20 protein-coding genes are annotated in these 22,621 nt (G+C 50.3%); 1 reads left to right on the top strand and 19 read right to left on the bottom strand.

The window, feature by feature from the left end; all coding sequences use genetic code 11:
• Nucleotides 1-203: 203 nt before the first annotated feature.
• Entirely contained in the window at nucleotides 204-3,872 is a 3,669-nt protein-coding gene (locus ACE6ED_RS20390; RefSeq protein WP_410829312.1) for an alpha-amylase family glycosyl hydrolase, read from the bottom strand.
• A gap of 615 nt (nucleotides 3,873-4,487) precedes the next feature.
• Here ACE6ED_RS20390 and ACE6ED_RS20385 point away from each other — a divergent pair.
• Nucleotides 4,488-5,357, top strand: a complete 870-nt coding sequence (locus ACE6ED_RS20385) for a helix-turn-helix transcriptional regulator (protein ID WP_410829232.1) — start codon at nucleotides 4,488-4,490, stop codon at nucleotides 5,355-5,357.
• A gap of 83 nt (nucleotides 5,358-5,440) precedes the next feature.
• On the opposite strand, the gene ACE6ED_RS20380 is transcribed toward ACE6ED_RS20385, so the two are convergent.
• The 18 genes from ACE6ED_RS20380 to ACE6ED_RS20295 all read right to left on the bottom strand — a co-directional run.
• Nucleotides 5,441-6,592, bottom strand: coding sequence for a glycoside hydrolase family 88 protein (locus tag ACE6ED_RS20380; protein ID WP_410829311.1), 1,152 nt, complete (start codon nucleotides 6,590-6,592; stop codon nucleotides 5,441-5,443).
• Between the two features lie 167 nt (nucleotides 6,593-6,759).
• Entirely contained in the window at nucleotides 6,760-7,515 is a 756-nt protein-coding gene (locus tag ACE6ED_RS20375; RefSeq protein WP_410829230.1) for an ABC transporter permease, read from the bottom strand.
• Nucleotides 7,512-8,294 (bottom strand): ABC transporter permease, encoded by a 783-nt coding sequence (locus ACE6ED_RS20370; RefSeq protein ID WP_410829228.1) that lies wholly within the window; start codon nucleotides 8,292-8,294, stop codon nucleotides 7,512-7,514. Before ACE6ED_RS20370 ends, ACE6ED_RS20375 begins: the two co-directional genes overlap by 4 nt.
• Entirely contained in the window at nucleotides 8,291-9,013 is a 723-nt protein-coding gene (locus tag ACE6ED_RS20365; RefSeq protein WP_458782636.1) for an ABC transporter ATP-binding protein, read from the bottom strand. The genes ACE6ED_RS20370 and ACE6ED_RS20365 overlap by 4 nt, the downstream gene beginning before the upstream one ends.
• Nucleotides 9,014-9,096: 83 nt before the next feature.
• Nucleotides 9,097-10,107, bottom strand: a complete 1,011-nt coding sequence (locus ACE6ED_RS20360) for a HAMP domain-containing sensor histidine kinase (protein WP_410829224.1) — start codon at nucleotides 10,105-10,107, stop codon at nucleotides 9,097-9,099.
• A complete protein-coding gene (locus ACE6ED_RS20355; RefSeq protein ID WP_410829222.1) occupies nucleotides 10,104-10,781 on the bottom strand; it encodes a response regulator transcription factor in 678 nt (225 codons plus the stop codon). The genes ACE6ED_RS20360 and ACE6ED_RS20355 overlap by 4 nt, the downstream gene beginning before the upstream one ends.
• Nucleotides 10,782-11,103: 322 nt before the next feature.
• A complete protein-coding gene (locus tag ACE6ED_RS20350; RefSeq protein WP_410829310.1) occupies nucleotides 11,104-12,090 on the bottom strand; it encodes an SIS domain-containing protein in 987 nt (328 codons plus the stop codon).
• Between the two features lie 102 nt (nucleotides 12,091-12,192).
• Entirely contained in the window at nucleotides 12,193-13,608 is a 1,416-nt protein-coding gene (gene aspA / locus ACE6ED_RS20345; protein ID WP_410829220.1) for an aspartate ammonia-lyase, read from the bottom strand.
• The gene (locus ACE6ED_RS20340; protein ID WP_410829218.1) at nucleotides 13,583-15,040 is read right to left on the bottom strand and encodes an NAD-dependent malic enzyme; all 1,458 of its coding nucleotides are present in this window, start codon (nucleotides 15,038-15,040) and stop codon (nucleotides 13,583-13,585) included. Before ACE6ED_RS20340 ends, aspA begins: the two co-directional genes overlap by 26 nt.
• A 40-nt stretch (nucleotides 15,041-15,080) precedes the next feature.
• Nucleotides 15,081-16,280 (bottom strand): MFS transporter, encoded by a 1,200-nt coding sequence (locus tag ACE6ED_RS20335; protein WP_410829216.1) that lies wholly within the window; start codon nucleotides 16,278-16,280, stop codon nucleotides 15,081-15,083.
• Between the two features lie 224 nt (nucleotides 16,281-16,504).
• On the bottom strand, nucleotides 16,505-17,158 hold the full coding sequence (locus ACE6ED_RS20330) for an amino acid ABC transporter permease (protein ID WP_410829214.1): 654 nt from the start codon (nucleotides 17,156-17,158) through the stop codon (nucleotides 16,505-16,507).
• Nucleotides 17,109-17,837: an amino acid ABC transporter permease gene (locus ACE6ED_RS20325; RefSeq protein WP_410829212.1), complete on the bottom strand. Its 729-nt coding sequence runs from the start codon at nucleotides 17,835-17,837 to the stop codon at nucleotides 17,109-17,111. The genes ACE6ED_RS20330 and ACE6ED_RS20325 overlap by 50 nt, the downstream gene beginning before the upstream one ends.
• Before the next feature lie 26 nt (nucleotides 17,838-17,863).
• Complete coding sequence (locus ACE6ED_RS20320; protein ID WP_410829210.1) at nucleotides 17,864-18,604, bottom strand: amino acid ABC transporter ATP-binding protein; 741 nt, start codon at nucleotides 18,602-18,604, stop codon at nucleotides 17,864-17,866.
• Between the two features lie 31 nt (nucleotides 18,605-18,635).
• Entirely contained in the window at nucleotides 18,636-19,550 is a 915-nt protein-coding gene (locus ACE6ED_RS20315) for a transporter substrate-binding domain-containing protein (RefSeq protein WP_410829208.1), read from the bottom strand.
• Nucleotides 19,551-19,613: 63 nt separating this feature from the next.
• Nucleotides 19,614-20,447: a TIM barrel protein gene (locus ACE6ED_RS20310; protein ID WP_410829309.1), complete on the bottom strand. Its 834-nt coding sequence runs from the start codon at nucleotides 20,445-20,447 to the stop codon at nucleotides 19,614-19,616.
• 32 nt (nucleotides 20,448-20,479) lie between these two features.
• Nucleotides 20,480-21,301: a sugar phosphate isomerase/epimerase family protein gene (locus ACE6ED_RS20305; protein WP_410829206.1), complete on the bottom strand. Its 822-nt coding sequence runs from the start codon at nucleotides 21,299-21,301 to the stop codon at nucleotides 20,480-20,482.
• A 276-nt stretch (nucleotides 21,302-21,577) separates the two neighbouring features.
• Nucleotides 21,578-22,006, bottom strand: a complete 429-nt coding sequence (locus ACE6ED_RS20300) for a secondary thiamine-phosphate synthase enzyme YjbQ (RefSeq protein WP_410829204.1) — start codon at nucleotides 22,004-22,006, stop codon at nucleotides 21,578-21,580.
• Nucleotides 21,994-22,621, bottom strand: a 628-nt coding sequence (locus ACE6ED_RS20295; protein WP_410829202.1) for an amidohydrolase family protein, incomplete at its 5' end; no start/stop codon positions are given. The genes ACE6ED_RS20300 and ACE6ED_RS20295, both read right to left, overlap by 13 nt.

Here is a 22,621-nt window from a genome sequence, read left to right as displayed (position 1 = left end):
GTTCGAGCTTCATGAATGTAAAAAGGGATCTCTCACATTGTTAATTTATAGTGTGGACTTTGACAACGTAAAAAAAATCTTGGCTTGTAGACCGCACTGTTGCAGGTGCTGGTGTACACTCCAAGATCATTTTTACTCCAAAAGGTGCTTCCAATTAGCGGCAAAATAAGCCGCTATGGATTTCCTTTATCTGAAAATCGTATCTACTTCAGATAGGTACCGCTCTCTCCGATCCCGCCGCTGCCGTTCAGCACATAAACTCTTGCATTGCCTTTGCCGGAGCAGTTCAGCGTGACGGTGCCGCCAGTCACCGTTTTGGTATCCCCGGTCACGGCATCCACATAAGTTCCGTTAGGAATGCCCGTAAAGGTGGCGTTGCCCGAAATGGTGACCAGTGCAAAGCTGTCGATGCCTTTGGAGGCATCGGTGTATCTTCTTTTGAATGCCAGATTACCGCTGACGTTCTCTGTGGAATATTGCCCTTTTTGCAGGGCAGGTACAGCCCTTCTGATCAGATTGAGCTGACGGATGTGCTTGGCCAGCGGATGATTTAGTGATTCAGCCAGTGTGCCTGTAGCGTTTGTATATCTGCCATAATCCTGTACGGTGACACTGCCTTCAATATGATTCCCAAAATAAGCACGTCCTGTCGTACTGAGCGGCGCATTTGGTCCAACGTCAATTGCTTTTCCCTTCTGGAACTCGATTTCCGAGCCGTAGAAGATGGCCGGGATACCGCGGAAAGTGAACATCAGCGTCAGGTTTTCAGCCCAGGTGTCCTGTGTTCCGGCAAAACGTTGATTTTCCGGCGCCTGGTCAGGGGCATAGTCGTGGGAATCCACATAAGTCACGTTCCAGGTAGCATCATTATAGAACTGGTCACCGCTGCGCATGCTGAACGCTTCCTGCGCGGTTTTGAATGCCCAGTGCATCGGGAAGTCGATCACATCCATGCCGGATTTCATCGAATAGTCCGGAGTATGATAATTGTTGCCGATCAGAAAAGCATTGTTCGACGTCGGCTGGCCCGCTGTTGTGGTGTTATCCGCCCATTCCTGTTCGACGGACAGCTTGTTGGTGGCGTAGTCATTTTTGCCGTCGCCTGGGTAGGGTTTTGCCGATTTCCAAGTATAAAAAGGCGTCGATATCGCCGGAATCCCGCTATTCCAGACATCTCTGTACCGGGTAGCCACCTCTCCAAAAATGAAGAAGTTGGAGCCCCCTCTTTCCTTCCACGCCGGAATAAAGTATTTGTTAAAAATATACCGGCTGACATGCTTCACCGTATCCAACCGGAAAGCATCAACCCCCATATCGATATACTGGTTGTAGCTGTCGATCAGATACTGGTTGACCACAGGATTCTCCGTGTTGAGGTCCACACAATCCCCGGCGATCTGTCCGGTCTGGACAGTGTACGACTCCCAGGAAAGGCTTTTTTCCGTGTGATACATATTGTTGTTGGTCTCGGCGTTCTTCATCAAGGCCAGTCTGGCCTGATACTGCTGATCCGGAGTCATGGTATCGTAGTTGGCCGGCAGCTTATCGGTGATTTTGAGCAGGTTAGCGCTCGTATCCGGCTTGGCGGGATCTTTTTTGAACATCGGGAACAGATTCTCCTCCCCAAAATTGCCGGTATGATTGACGACGATATCCTGGATGACCTTGATGCCTTTGGCATGAGCGGCGTTGATCAGATCCTGGTAGGAGGCGCCTGCTGACTCGTATCTCGGATCGACTTTGGAAAAATTCATCGCGTGGTAGCCGTGATAGTCATAACCGCTGGCATTCTGAACAACGGGCGTAATCCAGATCGCACTGAAGCCAAGCGCTTTGATGTAATCCAGCTTTTGGATCAGGCCCTTAAAATCCCCTCTCCAAGCAGGATCGGAAACCGGATTACCGGCCTTTGCATCCTCCCAGGCATGGGCGTTATTGCTGGAATCACCGTCATAAAAGCGGGAAGTCATTACAAAGTAGATGGAATCCTCGCGAAAATCCCCTTTGCTGCCGATGCTGTAGACAAAGCTTTGGGTCGTCCGGTTACCGGCGGCGTCAACTACAAGAAACTTCAGGGTGGTTGTTTGAGATATCAGAATCTGCGGTCCTGTCACTCCGGCAAGAGTATTCCCCGTAAGATATACTTTGGAGTTAGTTGTAGGCTCGGAGCCATTATCGGTATAGTAGGCGGTTACGGCCGCAGCTTTGTTGTCTTTGATGTTAAAAGAGACATTGACCGCTGTAGCGGACTGGCCTACCGGCAGATTCGGGGTAATAACCGGCGGCTGTAAATCGGCGTTCGGGTCAATCACATAGGCAAAAGAAGCAACACTGCCTGCCACGCCGTCCGCGTTAACGCCAAACGCTTTTATCGTCAGCGAAGACGAAACCTGAATGGGGGCAGTATACAAGGCTGAGGCCGTCGTCGGTGTAGAACCGTTGATCGTATAGTAGATTTTGTCCCCGCTGTTGCTGCTGGTTAATGCAACCGTTTGTGCTGCATCATATGTTTTGGGAGCCGGCGAAACCGTGATTACCGGTGTCTTTAGTGCTTCCGGATTGGAGGTATACCAGACGTTGTCTGTGTAGTACCAGCTCTCTTTTACATTACGGGTTAAATCGCCTGTCTGTTTGCCGTTGCTGTCATTAAAAATCAGGCTGGTGCTTGCCGCGCCAGGTATAGTGTAGCTGTACCAGTCGTTCCCGTCCGCCTTCATAAGAATACCCGGCCAGGCTCCGCTGACCGGTACCGATGACGGACTGAGGTTCCAGTAATGAATACGCATAGCCGAATTCCAGCTGATGGGCTTTTTCACATGGACGGTGATGCCGGCTGCAGTTGCTGTAGGTGATGGTGTTACGCTTGCGGTAGGACTTGGAGTAGGTGTCACAGTTGGTGAAGGTGTTGGAGATGCTGTCGCTGTCGCGGTTGCTGTGATTGTAGGTGTTGGTGTTGTAGTGGCTGTTGGTGTATTTGTTGGAGTGGCCGTTGCTGTATTCGTAGGCGTTGGAGATGCTGTTGGCACAGGAGTTGGCGATGGTGTAACCTCTGGTGTAGGTGTAGGTGTAGGTGTAGGTGTAGGTGTAGGTGTAGGTGTAGGTGTAGCAGATGGAATGGCCGTGGGCTGGACCGTTGGTGACGGGGTTGCCGTTGGCGCCGTTCCGGCCTGGATCGTTACATAATCCATATTAATATTTCCGCTGTCGGTTGAGTCGTATTTGTAGGTGATGGTATTGCTGCCGGCCTGCAGGCTGAGCGATTCACTCTGTTCGCCCCAGGTGTCCCAGCTGCTTAAACTCTCCAGTGTGATTTGCTTAATTTTGGTCCCGTTCACATAGACAGATACCGTTTTGGCGCTGCCGGTTGCGTTCGCATAACGCAGCGTTGCGTTATAGGACCCTGCAGCTGAAGCCTGCACAGCAAAGGCTGCGGATGCGCCGCTGGCCGTAAATCCGTCAACAAAGCCAGCCCCCGAGTAGCCGGTATGATTGGTGTTAATCTTGGCACCGCCGGATAAGGCTGCATTCTCCGCTTCATATCTGCCGGCCGAGGGAATGGTAACGGTCCAGTTTTTGCCGCCGTTATTATCCCAGCTGTCAGTTGGCGCAGTGATGTGATAGCAGTACGAAAGAGTAGCACCTTCTGCGACTGATAAATTAGCCGTAAAAGTTGTTCCGTTTCTTGTCATTTCGGTGTCTGTCATGCTCGACCAATTATCGGTCGTCCAGTGCAGGGTCACCGCCGTTGCCGTGCTGTTCGTGTAAGTAACCGTATAGTTGGTGCTGCTGGCGGATGCACCGCCGGATGGACCAAACAAGCTAAAGCAGAGCGCAAAAATGACTAACCAGGAAAGAAAACGCCTTGTTTTCATTTTTACCAAATAAACAACCTCCTGATCAAATGATTGGTAAACCCAACATCCTTATTGCGCAAACGTTTGCAAAGAAGCGGTTAAAAAACGCACCTGGCTATTGAATTGCCGTGACTATACCCTGCATGTTACCAACCTTCAATCAAATTACTCCACAATCATCTACCCGTTACCCCACAACGATCAACCCGTTACTCCCTCACCCCATCACCCCCCATGGACTGTCGGAAAGCTTCATTGTATGCGCTTGCATAATTGGGGTAAAAATAAAGCGGCGACTGCTGCTACTGCTCCAATGAATTTTCCTGATTCTGATTATAGAGTCCGGCATAGAGCGCGGTCAAATGATCTATTGAGTTCTTAACAAGAGGTTTATCTGGGTAATGCTCCCATTTTCTGCGAATTAAGCATGCGGAAACCGGTTTCCTGATTTTTTCGGCAAAAGCGCCTTTTGCACATTTGACTTCGGCTGCATTTTCTCGCCAGAATGAAGTTTTTTTAGTCTCATGTGCAGGAATTTAAGCTGTTTCCAAGTGCACTGGCAGTCCTTCTTCATTTGACCGGATAGGCTTGTTATACTAAATGCAGTACAAGTTGACCTATGCGGAGGACATAATGAATTATTTGTTCGAGCACGTTCAGTTAGGTAACCGGCCGTTCCTTTACGGTCGAACCACACGTTCGACGGCATCTTATCCAGGCTTTTATCATTGGCATCAATGCTGCGAGCTGCTCTACATTCACGAAGGCAACGGATTTGTCATTTTAAATCAAAAGACCTACGAGATGAAGCCGGGCATGCTGTTTTTCTTCCAGCCCTTCCAACTGCATAAGGTCTACGCCAGCGTAAGCGATGACACGCCTTATGTGCGGACGATGATGTTTGCGGACCCGCATTATTTTCATCGGACGCTGCTTCCTTTTCGTTCCCGTCATGCCCTGTTCGAACGGCTATGGCGAAGCACGCATGCCGAGCCGCTGGACCTTCAGTCCCGAAGCGGCTATCTGGAGCAAGTTTTTGCAATGTACAACGATCGATTCCAAGCGGGCAGCGGGTTCAGTGAGGAGGAAGATATGACGATGCTGCTGCTACACATGCTCGAGGCTGCAGTATCAGCAGGCGGGATACAAAAAGACGCTACTATCGAGGTTCGCCCTTTCTCGTATGTTGAGCGGATGATGAGCTGGATCGAAACGCATTACGCTAAAGAGATTCATCTGGAGGATATCGCCGGGGAGCTGCATCTCTCCAAATTTTATATCTCCCGGTTGTTCCAGCAGGAGACCGGCGGCAGCATATCCGACTATATTATGGCGCGGCGTATCAAGCAGGCTTGCCGGCTGCTGCAGAATTCCGACTATTCCGTCGCGCGGATCGCGGAAGAGGTCGGGTATCCAAACGCCTCGTATTTTATCCGGTTATTCAAAAAGGTTATCGGCACCACACCGCTTAAATACCGGACCGCAGCCCGGCAGCTGGAATAAAAAGAGGAATCGTGTCAATTCGGGAAGCTTTCATCCCGGATCAGCTCGACTCCTCTTGTTCTTTTTTTTGAGCTATAGGATTTCTACCATAGATAGAGGTCGTTACCTTTAAGTTTGAAGATAGCCTCCATGAAAAAATAATCACCGTAGATGATCGGCTGATGGTGGATTTTGTTATGATACGACGCAGAACCGCGCTGAACGATGGCATCTGACGCAGTGGACCAGTCGCAGCGTATATCGACCGCTTGGAGCAATTTGACCGCCGCATCGAGATAAACCCGCTGCTCGTATTCACCAACGGCCTTCGCGATCTCAATTAACCCGCATGCCGCGATCACAGCCGCCGTATCGTCCTCCAGCCGCGGCTTCGCCGGTTGTCTGAAATCGACCGGGATGACGCCGTCTTCCGGGATATTTGCGATAAAATAATGCGCGATGCGTTTGGCTGTCTGCAGATACTCGTCTTTCCGCGTATGCGTGTAACTCATCATATATCCGTACAATCCCCAAGCTTGGCCTCTCGTCCACGAGGATCCTTCCTCATACCCTTGACCGCCGTAAGTACGAACGACACCGCCTTGCTCGGGATCGAATTCCACAATATGATTAACCGATCCATCCGGCCGGACGAAGGCGTCCATCGCCGTATCCGCGTGCTTCATTGCGATCTGCTTGAAACGGGGATCACCCGTTTCTTCCGAGGCCCAATAGAGCAGCGGGAGGTTTAACATGCAATCGATAATCGCCCAGCCTCTTGTATCCCCTTCCTCCGGATCGTTCCACGCCCGGATAAAGCCGCCGGCCAGATTAAACCGCCCTGCCAGAAGATTGGCGGCATGCAAGGCCCGTTTGCGCGATACCGGGTTCTTCGTCACTCTGTAATTCGCGACGCTGGTCGGCAGCCACATGAACCCGACATCATGGTGCAGCCCGTAATACTCTTCAAAGCAGCGGTCCAGCATCTCCTCCGAAACGGCGGCAATGTCTTTGTAGGCCTCTCGGCCGGTCTCATGATACATAAGCCACATTATGCCGCCCCAAAAACCATTGGTCCACCAGTTGATTCCGTCTGCAAAATCCCCTGACGGATTGTGGGCAGCACGGTCATCATGCGTGCCGTCAACCGTTGTGTAGGGGATTTTGTTTCGGGATTTCTCGCTGACCCATTCCATCTTCTCGGTCATTCTGCCAATGACGTCCTGCAGCCATTGCTGATCTTTTGTTTGCAGCATAATCGTATTCCAACCCTTCGTATCGTCGATTGATGAGCTTGTCATTCGCTTCCAATGACTTGATTATAGCTCCGCAAGACAAACGAAAGTTGCCGTAAACAGACTAGAAATGTTTCTTTCTTGCACTGTGCGCAGGTGGCATAGGCGGCGGGGGGTATCGGGGAGAGTTAGGCATCCCTTTTACAGTAAAATACAACAGCAGCTGTAATTAAACTCAGTGTCCATAACAACAATATACCTGCCCCTTGTATTGAGGTAAGGACATTTATTTCATTAGAGGAAGACAGCGTATACATATGAAATCCTGCCGTATCCGGGGTATAAGTACTTATACCAGGCAGATAATTTTTCGTTAACGGACTGACAATGAAGTAATAGCCAAGCAATATCACTAATGCTGGCGTGGTTCTTCTTAATAAAGCTCCTGTAGCTGCACTGAGAAGTGTGGTTAAGGTCAGGTAGCCTGTTGCCCCTGCTAACGCCTTGATTATCGGGTTTATCTCAATCACTGCGGCGTCTTTCATCATAAAAAATGAACACAGTACACCCGATGCAGCAATAATAAACGCTGCGGGAAGGGTTATTACGGCCAACGCCAGAAACTTAGCGGATAATTGAGACACGCGCCATGGTGTCGTAGTTAAAGTAGTTCGAATCTGTCCGCCCGTATACTCCGAACAAGTGGCTAAAATCCCAAAAATAATAAACCCTGCTTGAAGATACCCCATAGAAGCAAGTCCTAAATTCAACAGGTTTTGCGCTCCTGCCTCCCCTTGTAGACCAGCGGAAGTAAACGCTGCGGCTAAAACTAAATTAAGAAGGAATGTACCAATCAGAGTGCGCCCTATCGATGGTAACGTAACTAATTTATCCAGTTCAGCGCCAAGGATTGGTGTTATTTTTTTGTTAAAAGAGACACTCATGAGGTAACGTCCCTTCTATGAAATACAATAGCTGCAGTAATGAAAATAACGGCTACCCAGGCAAACATAACTAAACCGCCTGTGAATGGAGTGTGAAATCTTTCGAAAAAACTGCCTGTGATCGGGGTGTGTCTATCATTCGTAAACAAAAACATTTCAGTACCGGCCCTATCGGGAATGTAAAACGCCAACTTTGTCACCTTAGAAAGCAGGACACCAAAGGATACAACGGATGAATTTATAATGAGTACAGCAAGCGGGATAACGCCGTTTTTAGTCAGAACAGTAATCCCTAATCCTAACAGGGCAGTGAATATCCAATAAAAAACCGCACCAATCAATCTAGACCATTCAAAAGCGGGAGCATATTCACCAAGAATTAGATGCGTTGCTGACATGGTTGTCATAATAGCAACAATACACACCAGTATGCTGGTCACTGTCACAGCGCCTGCTTTTGCCAGCAAAAAATGAAGCCGGGATGGAACAACAGTCAAACTTGTTGTAATCTGCCTCCCTCCGCCAGATTCACTGCTCTCTGTCGAAAACTCACTGCTGACAGCAAGCACACCCAGAATAATAACACCCTGAACACCAAGAGCTAATCCAATATAGCCAACTTCGGATAGCCGTGTGCTAACGCCAGCTAGGATCTCTTCTTTTTGTGCTGTACTATCTAAGGCAGCAATAACCGCAGGGGCAAACGCTCCAATAAGAAAGGCAAGCCAAATGCCCGGCAGGGATAATAATTTTGATAGTTCCGCGTGGAGTACTCTCATATAGCATCACCTGCATGTTCAGACGTCAAGGTAAAATAAGCGTTCTCCAGCGTGGAATGGTTGCCAATGACTTCTTCCAAAGTTCCATCTGCAACGACTTTTCCATGGTTAATAATCACCACATCGTCAACCGTCTCTGCAAGCTCTCCCATGAGATGACTGGATAATAACACGGTGTTACCCGACGCAGCGCGTTCACGCAAAAATGTCCGAATCCAGCGAATGCCCTCCGGGTCGAGCCCGTTTACGGGTTCATCTAAAATCAATATTTGGGGATCGCCAAGCAGCGCGGCTGCTATCCCAAGTCTTCTCCCCATACCCAGGGAGTAGCTCCCGACTCTTTTGCCAGCTGCATAAGTAAGACCTGCTATTTCCAGAACTTCCTCGACACGTGAGAGGGGTAATCCTGCAGCACGGGCAATCCAACGCAAATGCGCCCGGCCTGTGCGCATACGATGAGCCCCAGATCCATCAAGGGCGGCGCCCACTGTTGCTAGAGGATTTTGTAATGCTGCGAATGGCTTTCCATTAATCAGCGCGCTCCCTGAAGTGGCGCGATCCAGTCCAAGCAGGATGCGAAGTGTAGAGCTTTTACCAGCCCCATTGGGTCCTAAAAATCCGGTGACTCTACCTGGTCTGGCTTTAAAACTGATGCCTGATAAAATTTCTTGATTTCCGCGGCGTTTGACTAAGTTATGAATAGTGAGCAACCATAACACTTCCTTTCTGTTATGGTTTTAAGTATAGAGAAGCAAAGTTACATCTCCGCTGTCAGCCTGTTTAATTCTGGGTTAACTTTAGGTTAAGCGCGGGCAATCGCTACCCTTGTGCCCTTGTCATCCGATGTAAAGTCGGCTTTTAACTTCATTTTTGTCAGCATATAATTTGAAGCCGATAAGCCAATCCCCGCTCCGCGCTCACAAGAAAAGTTATCCATCCCTGGGCCTCTGTCTGCAACAATGATTTGTTCTTTTTCTACATCAACCCCAATGTATGCATATTTCCCGTCTGCTGCATGGCGAAGAATATTCTGAAATAAATTATCGAGCACCCGTGTCATCCATTTCGGATCAGCTTCCCAATAAAAAGTTTTCTCTGCCGGTAAATCAACTTCGAGCTGAATTTCTTTTGCTTCAAATGCAGCATACCATGCAGCAACAGATGCTCTTACTAAACGTACAATATCTGTAGAAACGGGCTCAAAAGGGTATTTCCCCGAAGTAAGCAAGGTATAGGAAAGGAGATCATCCATTAAATCTCCGACTCTTGTAATGGTTTGGTTCATCTCTGTTAGTGAGTGTTGGCCTTCTAAACTTATTGATGTTTTATTTAATCTGCTGACATGCCCTCGCAAAATGGTAAGAGGCGTTCGTAAGTCATGGGATAAATTCGCAATAAGCCGATGCCGTAATAATTCTTCTTCGTATTCCCGTTTGCGGCTGTCTTCAAGCTGCTGGATCATCCAGTTAAACGAACTTCCTAATTGGTCTATTTCATCCATACGATCCGTTTGAATTGTAATCGGTTTAGGAAATGAATTAGGGTTAGCGGAGAATGACATGGCTTCCTGTAAGGTAGTGAGACGTTTACGAATTCTCAAGAAAAATAGCCAGGATATTACTATAAACGCGACAATAATAAAACCAAACAAAAGCAACGCAATGTAAAATAGTTTTAATGTATTCAGATCCTCTTGCGGGACGCCCTGAATCCCAAAAAACGTAGAGATGAAAATTAGCACCAATGGAGGTAAAAAGATAAACAGAAAATGCACTTTTAGAAAACGGCGGAATAATGATCTGCTCTGTTTCATAGCTTCACCCGATAACCTATCCCCTTTAACGTTTCTATAATCTCCGGGGCATCGGGATTACGTTCCAGCTTTTGACGCAGCCGGCGGATATGTACCATTAATGTTTTATCGCCAGTGATAAATGTTTCTTCCCAAATGGCTTCATAAATTTGTTCTTTTGGTAACACCTGATTAGGGTGGCGTAAGAAGTACATTAGAATTTGATGCTGCTTCCCTGTCAAAATGATTTCTTCTCCTGTTCGTTTGTCATAAACCATTTGGATTTCCGGATCTACTTCAATATGATTTCCCAATAAAATGCGTTTGGAATGTGTTACGTTTCTTCGACGGATTAATACTTCTAATCTTGCAACTAATTCATCCGTATGAAAGGGTTTGGTTAAATAGTCATCGGCAAATTGCAAGCCGTCTACCTTATCATTAATGGATGTTCGGGCAGATAACAGCAAGATAGGAACATCAGGAGCTGCCTTTTTTAATCGTCTTCCTACAGTGAATCCGTCTAAACCGGGTAACATGATATCCAGGATTACGATTTCAATCTGATTTACTTCTTTTTCGGCTCCTTCACCCGATAGCAGCCACTGCACTGAATATCCGCGCTGTTCCAATTCTTCTTTTACCCAACTCCCTATTTTTTCATTATCTTCTATGTATAATATGTTTCTTTTCAAGTAACATCCCGCTCTCTAAATTTTGATTTATACTGATCATTCAATAAGAACCTGATACTAATAAAACCGGTTATTATACACTTTCGCAAGAACAAGTAATGCGAGCTCATTTGAGAACAGTATAGATGAAAGCAGGAAAATTCCATAGTGCAAAATACTATACGGGAAACAGCTGCCATTCAGTAAATAGTGCCGAGTCAAGTAAATAGTGCCGAAAAACAAGCAAACTCCTGCCAGGGAAAATTGTAGTAACCAAAAAAAACGGCGGAACCCGCAGAGCAAGCTCTGCAAGGTTCCACCGTCTAATATATTCCTGTATTTCTTAGTAAGGCACTTTAAACATGTAACGGCGGTGCTCAAGCGGGTGTTTGCGGGCCGCAGCCAGCTCGACCGCATAGACGCGAAGGATAAAGTTAAGCGCAAGCGGTGCGAGGTAGCCTTTCATCTCTTCATCAACGCCGGCCCAGTCAAGTTCCTTGGCGTCAAGCACCAGGAACTTCTCTCCGTGCTCCTTCAGGAATTTCAAGGCGCGCTCTTCCATCGGCCGGGTTGCATCAAGTCCCATCAGCAAAATAAATGGCATTTTCTTATCCAGTATTTCAAACGGTCCATGGAAGAACTCGCCGGCATGAATCGCGTGGGAGTTGATCCATTGCATCTCCATCAAAATACAGATTGCAAAGGAGTAGGCGATGCCGTAGTTTGAACCGCTCGCCATCGTATAGATGACGGACTCATCTTTGTAAGCTGCCGCGAATTCTTTGGCCGGGGCTGTATAATTTGTTTTGATAGATTTCATGACGGCATCCAGATGCGGCAAGCTCGTCAGCAGCTTCTCGTATTTCTTGTTGCCTTCCTTGACATAGAGCAGGCCCATTGTCAAGCGGTACAAAATCGCGTAGTTGGCGATCTCCGGATGCGGGTCAAGCTCCCCGGGAGGTGCCCAGCTGTAGTTGACGATATAATCGGACTCGTCAGCAAGCGGCGCAGTCTCCACGTACATAAGCGAGACGGTCAGCGCGCCTTTGCTCTTGGCGAATTTTGCGGCTTCTGTCGTTTCCGGGGTTTTACCTTTGTGGGAACAAAGGATTACCAGCGAATTCTCACCGAGCGTGGCCGGATCACGGTAGATGAATTCATTAGAGTTGAACACCTCTGCGGTGATCGACTTCGATTCACGGTCAATGAAATATTTGCTCGGATACATCAATGCGGACGATCCGCCGCAGGCGACCAGGAATACCCGGTTAATTGTTCTTGACTTGTAAGCCTCGATAATTTGATTCACTTGATCTTGCGCGGTTTGCAATACGTTAGCTACGCTCATGAATGTATCCTCCCGTTTCAACATGTTATAGGTTGTTATATATACACTTATACAATCCTTGGCGTAAAATGTCAATGTTTATTTTCATAACCCTGCTTCGCCGGCAATTCCGGGTGTCGTCATCCGGTATGGATCGAGAATCGCATCCAGCTGTTCTTCATCAAGCAAATCATATAAAAGCACCAGCTCCCGGACAGACTTGCCCGTCTGTATGGCTTCATTTGCGATCCTGGCGGATGCCTCATAGCCCAAATACGGATTTAGCGCCGTCATAACGCCTACGCTCTTTTCCACGTTTGCCCGGCAGCGCTCCACATTTGCCGTTATTCCGTCAAGACAGAATTGACGGAATACGCTGAAGGTCCGCTTCATCATATCAAGGGATTGCAGCAGATTGTACACCATGACCGGTTCCATGACGTTTAGCTCCAGCTGGCCGGCCTCGGAGGCAAGACATATTGTATGGTCGTTACCAATGACCTGAAAGGCCACCTGGTTTACAATTTCGCACATGACCGGATTCACCTTGCCGGGCATGATCGAAGAACCCGGCTGACGAGACGGCAAATGAATTTCATTAAATCCAGCTCGCGGACCAGAAGCCATCAGGCGAAGATCGTTGGCGATCTTGGACATATTGATCATGCATATCTTAAGGGCGGAAGATACCTCGGTGAACGCATCTGTATTTTGCGTCGCATCAGGCAGGTGCCCGGCCTGACGGAGCGGCAGTCCACTTATCCCTTTTAGCTCCTCAATGACATGGCTGATATAGCGGGGATCCGCATTCAAGCCGGTGCCGATTGCAGTCGCGCCCATATTAATCTCCAGCAGATTCGCCCGGGTACGCTCGATCCGTACAATGTCCCGCTTCGCTAAGCGGGCGTATGCCTCAAATTCCTGGCCGAGCCGGATTGGAACGGCGTCCTGCAGATGTGTCCTGCCGATTTTAATCACGTTATCGAATTCCTGTGCTTTACGCTCGTAGGTTTGCTGTACTAAACGCAGCTCATGAAGCAACTCATCAATGAGATTCGCTGCGGCAATATGCGCAGCTGTAGGGAAACAATCGTTGGTCGACTGGGACATGTTGACATGTGTATTAGGACTAACGTGGACGTAGTCACCCCTCACACCGCCGAGCAGCTCAATCGCCCGGTTCGCCAATACCTCGTTCGCATTCATGTTAATCGACGTGCCAGCCCCGCCCTGCAGCGGGTCGACAACGAATTGCTCATGCCATTTTCCGGAGATAACCTCTTCAGCAGCTTGCTCTATCGCAAGGCCGATTCTTGGATTAAGCCTGCGCGTCAGCTGATTGGCGCGGGCAGCAGCCAGCTTCACCATGGCGAACGCCCGAATGAGGCCCGCATGCAGCCGATATCCGGTAATGGGGAAATTTTCGACCGCCCGCAGCGTCTGAATGCCATAATACACTTCCTCAGGAACATGCCGTTCGCCTAAAAAATCCTTTTCAACCCGATAATCCCGGAGCTGCATAGACGGCCCTCCCTTCTTCCGAATCAGGGTCACGGAAATCCGGCGGGATCCGTCTAGCGACTCCGGTCTGGATGGCTGCCTTGATGATAGCGGTCCTTACTTTGACAACAACCTGATCGTTAAAAATGCTAGGTACGATATAATTCTCATTCCGCTCGGATGGGCCAACAACCTCCGAAATCGCCTGCGCAGCCGCGAGCTTCATCGTTTCATTGATCTCGCTGGCCCGGCAGTCCAGTGCGCCGCGGAACACCCCGGGAAAAACAAGCACATTATTGATCTGATTCGGGTAATCGCTTCGTCCCGTCGCAAAGATGCGGACATACGGCAGCGCTTCTTCCGGTGAAATTTCCGGCTCAGGATTCGCCATCGCAAATACGATCGGATCCCTCGCCATCTTCTTGACGTCACTGGAAGCCAGTACCTTTGCACGGGAGACGCCAATAAACACGTCCGCTCCTTCGATGACTTGAGACAGTGTGCCCCCGTGCGTGTCGACCTGGGGCTGTTCTGTCAACCACTGCCACATGGGATGCTCGTAACTGCCGCCCCGGACAAGGGCCCCTTCGCGGTCAACCGGCGTCAGATTGCGCACGCCTGCTGCAAGAAGCATTTTACAAATAGAAACCCCTGCTGCTCCGATTCCATTCACGACGACCCGGGCATCTTCCATGCGTTTGCCGACCACTTCCAGCGCATTAAGCAGTCCGGCAACAACGACGATCGCTGTGCCGTGCTGGTCATCGTGGAACACCGGGATATCCAGTTCCTCCTGCAGACGGCGCTCGATTTCGAAGCAGCGCGGGGAGCTGATGTCTTCGAGATTGATCCCCCCGAAGATTGGACTGATTGCTTTAACTGTACGAATGATTTCCTCCGTGTCCTTCGAATCGAGGCAGATCGGGAAGGCGTCGACATCGGCAAGCTGCTTGAACAGCATGGCTTTGCCCTCCATCACAGGCGCGGCCGCATGGGGACCAATATCGCCTAAGCCCAATACGGCGGTACCGTCGGTAATTACAGCTACCGTGTTCCGTTTCAGCGTGAGCGAGTAGGCTTTCTTCGGATCGTCCGCGATTGCCGAACATACTCTAGCGACACCGGGCGTGTAGACATGTGACAGGTCGTCGCGATTCTTCACCTGCATCTTCGGTTGAATCGCAATTTTGCCGCCGAGATGAGCCAGGAAGGTACGGTCCGAAATATGGATGATGGAGACACCGGTAATCGCCCGGATTGCGCCAATCAATGCTTCACTTCCTTCCTTGCCGGCTTGCACAGTGATGTCCCGAACGGAAGAGCCGCTCCCGGAACTGATCACATCCACTGCGATAATGTCGCCGCCGAATTGGCTGACCGTCTTGGCCACTTCGACGAAGGATGTTCGCTCCTGTTTAATTTCCAAGCGGAGCACTAAACTTTCATATCCCATCGCGTCTCTCTCCTTGTGTCCAAAATAAACTGAAACGAACCTACGTTGTAAAATTAGGCTGCTTATCTGCTTTGATCCGGCCCAGCAGCGCAAAGCCTGCTGCCCCGATCACGCTTAGCACAGCTGCACCGCCGAACAGTAGCCGATAACCGCCTGCTTCAATGATGTAGCCGCCCATATTGCTTGCCGTAATGCCGGCAATATTCGTGTAGACAACGATAAAAAGTGAATGCGCAGTAGTCTTCGTATGCGCAGGGCTTGCATCATAGGCATAGTTGATTCCAGTCGCCAAGAAGAGCGCATAGGTAATGCCAGACAAGATCTGGTTCAGCATCAGAATTCCGAATGCCGGTTCCAGCGAGAGAATATACCAGCGCAAAGCCCCGGCTAGCGACACGATCGCGAGCGTACGAACATAACCCAGCTTGCGGATAATGATGCCTGAAAAGAAAAAGACGGGGATCTCGGCGATCGAAGAGATCGTATATAAGATGCCGATTTTGCCGGAAACCTCCCCGCCGAAGTGGCTGATATACACTGAATAAAACGCATTGTTTAACTGCGGGCCGATCGCTGCAATAAATACGGGGATGAGGAACAGCAGGAACCGCCGTTCCTTCAGAAGCGGCAGCATCTCGCTAAACATTCCGCTCCTTTTAACCGGTTCCCCCTTCCCTTCCCCCTTCCGCGTAGAATCCGTGACCAGCAAAAAACTAAGACAACACATCAGCATCATGGTTGCGATATAGGCGGGAAACATCATAGACAGGCCGTGCTTGTCGTACAGGATGCCGAACAACGTAACGGACAATCCAAAGCTGATCGATCCAACGACCCGGATCGTGCCGTAACTGAGCGCGTTTTTTTTCGCGTGCCGGACGGTTACCGCATCCACAACCGGCAGCGTAGCCGAAGCGAAAACGGCCAGTACGATAGAGATTCCGACATAAGCCGCATAATGATGATTGGCGAATGGATACAGCACCATTACCCAAGGCGTAATTCCCATGCTCCCGATGAGAACCTGCTTGGCAACACCGTAATGGTCAATCAGCATCCCCCATACGGGCTGCATGAGGAAGCCGACCAAAGGTCCGATCGAGGCGATGAAACCGATCTGTTGAGCGCTCAATCCATTCTCCGCGAACCAATAACTTAAGTACGGCAGATAGGACGCGTAAGCGATATAGAAAAAATAGTTATACACGTGCATGGAGTATTTCCTGATGGCCCTTGGCATAAGCGCCCCCTTTTGTGCCCGCGAAAACAGCGTTGAAACAACCGCTTGTCCAAGGCATTCAGACTTGTCCCGAGCCGGAATCCGGGTCGAGATCATGTGTGGTGCGCATAAACGCGAAGGTCCAATAGACGCTGCGCCTGGCAGCCGCTGTGTTTCACTTGCTGCGATAGCTGCTGAGCGGCAAATGATCCTCCGCATCAGCAGCTGGTTGGGCAGCTTTACTGCTAGCGGTACGTCCGTTCCAGACGTTTTGCGAGCATGGATAACGGGAAACAAATGACAAAATAAACGGCCAGCACGAGCGTATACATCTGAGTTGCGACCGATAATCCTTCCATCAGCTCCACGCGTTCAATGACAAGCTGAACGGATTTGAGAAAATCCTGGTTGCCGATCAGTACCGACAGCGAGGTGGACTGGATCAGGTTGGACATGAGTCCGATAACCGAAGGCAGCATCCGGCGCACCGCCTGAGGCAGGATGACGTACCGCATCGTCTGTACTGTGCTTAATCCAAGCGCAACACTCGCTTCGGTCTGCGCCTTCGGAATCGATTGAATCGCTCCGCGCACTGCAACAGAAATGTTGGCGCTGCTCCACACACTGAGTGCAATCATGGCGGAGATGTAGCTGTTTACGTTGATTCCAAACTCAGGCAGCAGAAAGAATACGAGGAAGAGCGTAATGAGAATTGGCAATCCGCGGAACAGTTCCGCATAACCCCGCATGAGGAGTGAGAGCACCTTGTTATGCGCGGTCTGCAGCACACCGACCAAAACGCCGAGAACGAGAGCGATACCCAGGCAGCTTAGGCTGAGCAAGAGGGTATTAATCAGCCCGTCGAGGATAAAGCTTAAGTTTTTGAATAATACCTCCATTTAAGCCCCTGCCTTTCATAGTCTTCGTTTTGTAATCCAGCTTGCGTTCAATAATCCGGAACAGAAATGATGTGCCCCAGATCAGGATCAGGTAAATTAAGGCGATTGTCGACAGCATCTCGTAGGTCTTGAAGTCATAAGCAATTCTGTCCATCGCCATGAACGTCAGCTCCGCGACCCCTATACTGGTCATGTAAGCAGAGTTTTTGATAACGGAAACTGCCGTGTTGCTGAAGGCAGGGAAGCTGATGCGGAAACCGAGCGGGATGATGACGAAGCGGACAATCTGCCATGTGCTCATGCCGAGCGCCTGGCCGGACTCGATTAATGCGTGCGGAACAGCGTCCGTCCCTCCGCGGAAATTCTCGGCTGCAAACGCTCCTCCCCATAGGGAGAGGGCGATGATACCCACTGCGACGGCCGATAATTTAATGCCTAATGCGGGAAGGACGAAGTAAAGATAGAACACATGTACAAGCAGCGGCGTGTTGCGAATCAGATCGACGTAGATAACCACAATCTGCGACAGTATGGGAATTTTAAGCGTCCTGACCACTGCGCCGCTCATACCGATAATGAGCGAGGCAGCGATGCTTGCCACACTGATCACTAGCGTCATCTTAAGACCCGTGAACAGCAGCGGCAGTGTACTCAAAATGTAACCAAAATCGAAATTCACGGCCAAGCACCTCCTCCTGGTGTAGATTACATGGCGTTCCGAAGAAACTGCCGGGTGCGTTCTTCCTGCGGATTGCCGAATACTTGCTCCGGCGGGCCCTGCTCCACAATTACGCCCTGATCCATGAAGATAATCCGGTCACCAACATCGCGTCCGAAGCCCATTTCATGGGTGACAATCAGCATCGTCGTCCCGCGTGCAGCCAGATCCTTCATGACATCGAGCACGTCGCGCACACGCTCGGGATCAAGTGCAGAGGTGACTTCGTCAAACAGCAGTACCTCAGGGTTCATCACGAGCGACCGTGCGATCGCAACCCGCTGCTGTTGTCCGCCCGACAGTTGTGCCGGGTAGCTGTCCGCCTTATCGAGCAAGCCGACTTGATCGAGGAGCGCCCGGGCTTGCGGCAGAACCTCAGCCTTCGAGCGGCCCTGGACTTTCATCGGAGCAAGCAGCAAGTTCTCCATCACAGTCATATGGGGGAATAAATTATAACTTTGGAAGACCATGCCGATGCGCTGGCGAACCTTCTGCATCGACTGAGGAGTATATTCGATTTTCTGATCGTCGATAAACACCTCGCCGCCGTTGATGCTTTCCAGTCCGTTGATACAGCGCAGCAGTGTACTTTTTCCCGAACCGCTGGGCCCAATGATGACGATAACTTCCTTCGCATGCACGTCGATATCGACACCACGCAGGATTACGTTTGTGCCATATTGCTTCTGCAGATTACGGATCGACAATTTCGGTTGATTTGTACTCATGCTGTTCCCTCCTTCGTTTGCGCAGGACCGGTTATGGCCGCGGAATCATTTGCATCGGGTCAAGATCGCCAGCCTGAGGCATATATTCCTCAATCAGCGTCTTGAAGTAATCCTCTTTGCGCATCTGCTCCAGCGCCCCATTGACGAAAGTCAGCATCTCCGCTTCATTCTTGCGTACCCCAATCGCCATTGGAGCAAAAGCCACTTGTTCGCCAACAATGGTATAATCCGTCGAAGTCTTCACAAATTCGGACATCAGCACCGCGTCATGGAACATCGCATCGGCCCGGCCATCCTTCAGCGCGCGGAAAGCATCAGCGTTGCTTTCTATTTTGATTTGTTTGGCCGTCGGCACATTCTCATCGAGATAGGTGGAGCCTGTGGAGCCTTTAATTACGATCACCGTCTTACCCGCAAGATCCGGAATGGATGTGATCCCGCTGTCCTTCTTCACGACGGTCACGACGCCGCCGTCGAAGAAATTTGTAGAGAAGTCAAGCTGCTGTTTCCGTTCTTCGGTCACGCCAAGGGTAGCCGCAATAAAGTCGATTTTGTTTGAGTCGAGGTACGGGATGCGGTTAGTCGCGTTAACTGGCACGAATTCAACCGCATTTGCGTCCCCGAAGGCGTATTCGGCCATTTTTTTGACAACGCCAATCTCGTAGCCGGCGTTTTTCCCGTTTTCATCCAGGTAACCAAGCGGCGGATAGTCGACCTTCACGCCAACGACGAGCTTGCCGCGTTCCTTGATGGCTGCCGGAGGGGCAGGCACATCGGTAGAAGGCGCCGCTGCCGCCGCGTTTGCGTTTCCGTTCGCGTTGCCCGCTTTCGCAGCCTCTCCCGCCTCATTTGCCTGGTTTCCGCAGCCCGCAGCGAAGACCATCACCGCCATCGACACCATCAGCATCCATTTGCTCATTCCCGATTTGCGCACCAAGTTTTTCATATTCCATCCCCGCTTTCGTCAGTTCATAAATTTGGTATGCTTGATTGCGTTAATGCTTATCGTTTAGCAGGCGCTAAGCTCGCCGAATACTTTGGCCAGAGACTCCAGGCTTTCCTTCGTAAACCGTTCCGGCTCCCAATTGTATTGAGGACCAATTAATTCCAGCGTCAGATAACCGTTATAGCCGATCGCCTTTAAACTCTCCGCAAACTTCTCTAGCGGGAAGCAGCCCATGCCCCAGCCCAGATGCGCCGATGTTTTGCCGTCGCCGTCCAGGAAGTGAATATGCGCCAGGTCGCCGCCAAATGCTGCATCATATGTCTCAATGCTGTCGCCCCCAAGCGTCATCGGGACGGTATCCATCAGTACCTTAAGTGCAGGTGAGCTGATTTCGCTGTACATCCGGTGAAGCGACTTCAAATCGGTTATGAGATTGGAGCCCATTTTCGACATCGGCTCGAGCGCAAGAGTAACCCCCTGCTGCTGAGCGGCTTCGGCCAGGACCGAAAGCGATTCGCGGGCCCGGGCCCAGGCTTCCTCGGCCGGCTCGTTATAGAAGCCATAACCGGCGGTAACTAGCAAGAGCCCGGTTTCCAAGGTATTGGTCACCTCGATGCAGGTTCGGAAATAGTCGATACTCCGGTTACGCAGCGTATTGTCTTTTGCGGCCAAATTGATCGGATAGATGCACTGCTCCGGGGTAAAACAGACCAGTTCAAGACCTCGGCTGCGGATTTGCCGGCGGATGCTCAAAATGTCCTGATGAGTGGCATCGCCTACATATAGATGCGGCGCGCCTCCCCAAAGTTCGATTGCCTGCAGGCCAAGCCGGACGGTTGAATCAAGGAAATACTCAAATGGAAACCGGTGGTAATGAAAATTCATATTTGCGATCATGGCCACTGTTTAATCGCCTCCTCAAGTAGTCGTCATCTAGACATCGCCTTAAGCCGGTCCAGACATTTGCTGATTTCCTGCTCAGGTTCCAGATAATAGCGGTTCACGACAAGCTCAAGTGTCGCATAGCCCTCATACGACCGGTTAAGCTCTCTCCAGTAGTCCTGCATCGGAAATACGCCATCGCCAACTGCCATATTCGAGCCGCCTTTTCCGTCCCCGTCGCAGAAATGAACATGCCGAAGGCGGGAGCCGAATGTATCGAGCCATAGCTGTACATCCTCGCCGGCGGTATACATCGGGACCGTATCGAGCATTGGATCAACGAAGGGAGAAGCTACCTCGTCGACCAGCCGCTTGAGATCAGGGAGTGTGTTTACCAGATTCGTGCCGAACTTGGAGCGGGTTTCCATGACCAGATGAATGCCGTAGGATGCAGCTTCCTCGCCGAGCAGCTGAAGCGATTCTACCGAGCGCTTGAACCCCTCTTCCTTAGGTTCGTCGTAAAAGCCCGAACCGGGTACGACGAGCAAGAGCGGCGCTTCCAACTCAGCGGCTATCGCAAGGCTTTTTTTGAAGTATGAGATGCTGCGCTCGCGCAGCCGTTTCTCCCGGGCCGCAATATTAACGGGATAGACGCATTGTTCGGGTGTGAAGCACGTTACTTTAAGTGCTCTTGCGGTAATTTCTTGCCTTAGATGAGCAAGCGCCGTGGCGGGAAGATCCTCGACGTACAGATGCGGCTCAGCTGCCCATAGTTCGATTGCTTCTATTCCGAGCCGTACCATGGAATCTAGAAAATACGTTAACGGATACCGCTGATAGTTGTAGTTCATCACCGAAATGCCGCGCATTGTTTCGCTCCCTTCTTGCTGCTGGAATGCTTTGTTTATCCCATGCGGTGGATAGATATCGCTTTACTTCACGACAAGTGCCGGCAGTTTGGTCGCAACATTCATTCCGTTTTTTCATTCAAGGAGTTCCTAGATTTCCACATTGTTTGCCGGGAGTTCTCGGCTGGGTCAAAATTAAATCTTCTATTTATATAGAGGTGTCGTCTATATGAGAGGTGTCGTCCCAGTTCATTGTGCATAAAAGGGACCATGCTTGTCCGCTTCCGCGCTTCCGCCCTACTCGCCAATCACCTGAATGTAAACCTTGCGGCTTTTCGGCCCGTCGAACTCCGCCAGATAAACATCCTGTGCATCACCGGAGATCATCTTCCTGTCCTGCACAACAAACAGGCAGCTGTTGCCGGAAATCATCGATTTGAGATGCGAAGGCGAGTTGCTGCCCGTTGCCCCGTACGAAGGGAGAAAGTGGGCGTGCGCGTAAGGAAAGTCCTTCGGAGCCATCCGTTCGAGCAGCTCCTCGATATCCGTCTCCACGCATTCCAGTCCTTCGTTAACCATAATGCCTGTCGTCGTATGGGCGGAGATAACGGCCGCAAGCCCGTTTTGCACACCGCATTCCTCGATAAAGGTACGGATCTCCTCCGTAATCTTGATCATTTGAAACTCTGCTTCCGACCGGAGCACAAGCGTTTTTAATTTAACCATGGCCGTTCGTTCCCCCTTTCCCCAAGAAAGACCTGCGCATTGCCGCCCAAAATCTTATCCAGCGTCTTCGGTCTGAATTCCATTGCCTTCAGCGCCGGCAGCAGCCGTTTCGCTTTGAATCGGGGAGTGTTTGTGCCGAACATGACCTTATCGTTTAAGTTCCGTTCAATCCAGAGCGGGCCCATGTTCGTCTTGAACACCTGCTTGTAGAAATCAAGCGCGTTATCCATATGAAGCAGCGACGTATCGGTAAATACGTTCGGATACTTCAGCAGCAGCATGACCATGTCATGCACCCAAGGCCAGCCGAAGTGGGCAAGACACATGCGCAGGTCCGGATAGGCGATCGCGACTTCCTCGAAGTTCAGCGGGTGCGAATACTTGGCCGGCGCATCCGGCTCCCAGCTCATGCCGGCATGGAACAGAATCGGTTTGTTGTATTTGAGGCATAGCTCATAAATCGGCTTCATGCTGTCATCTTGAGGATAAAATTTCTGTTTGGAGGGATTCAGCTTCAGTCCCTTCAGGTCCAGCACACGAAATGCATAATCCAGCACCTCGATCGCATCGCTGCGGTGCGGATCCACACTGGCGAATCCGATGAACCTCTCGGGG

This window comes from Paenibacillus nanchangensis (assembly GCF_046543445.1).
Lineage (GTDB): Bacteria > Bacillota > Bacilli > Paenibacillales > Paenibacillaceae > Paenibacillus_AQ > Paenibacillus_AQ nanchangensis.
Note: the sequence above shows the minus strand (reverse complement) of the source record. Positions and strands in the feature narration are given on the sequence as shown.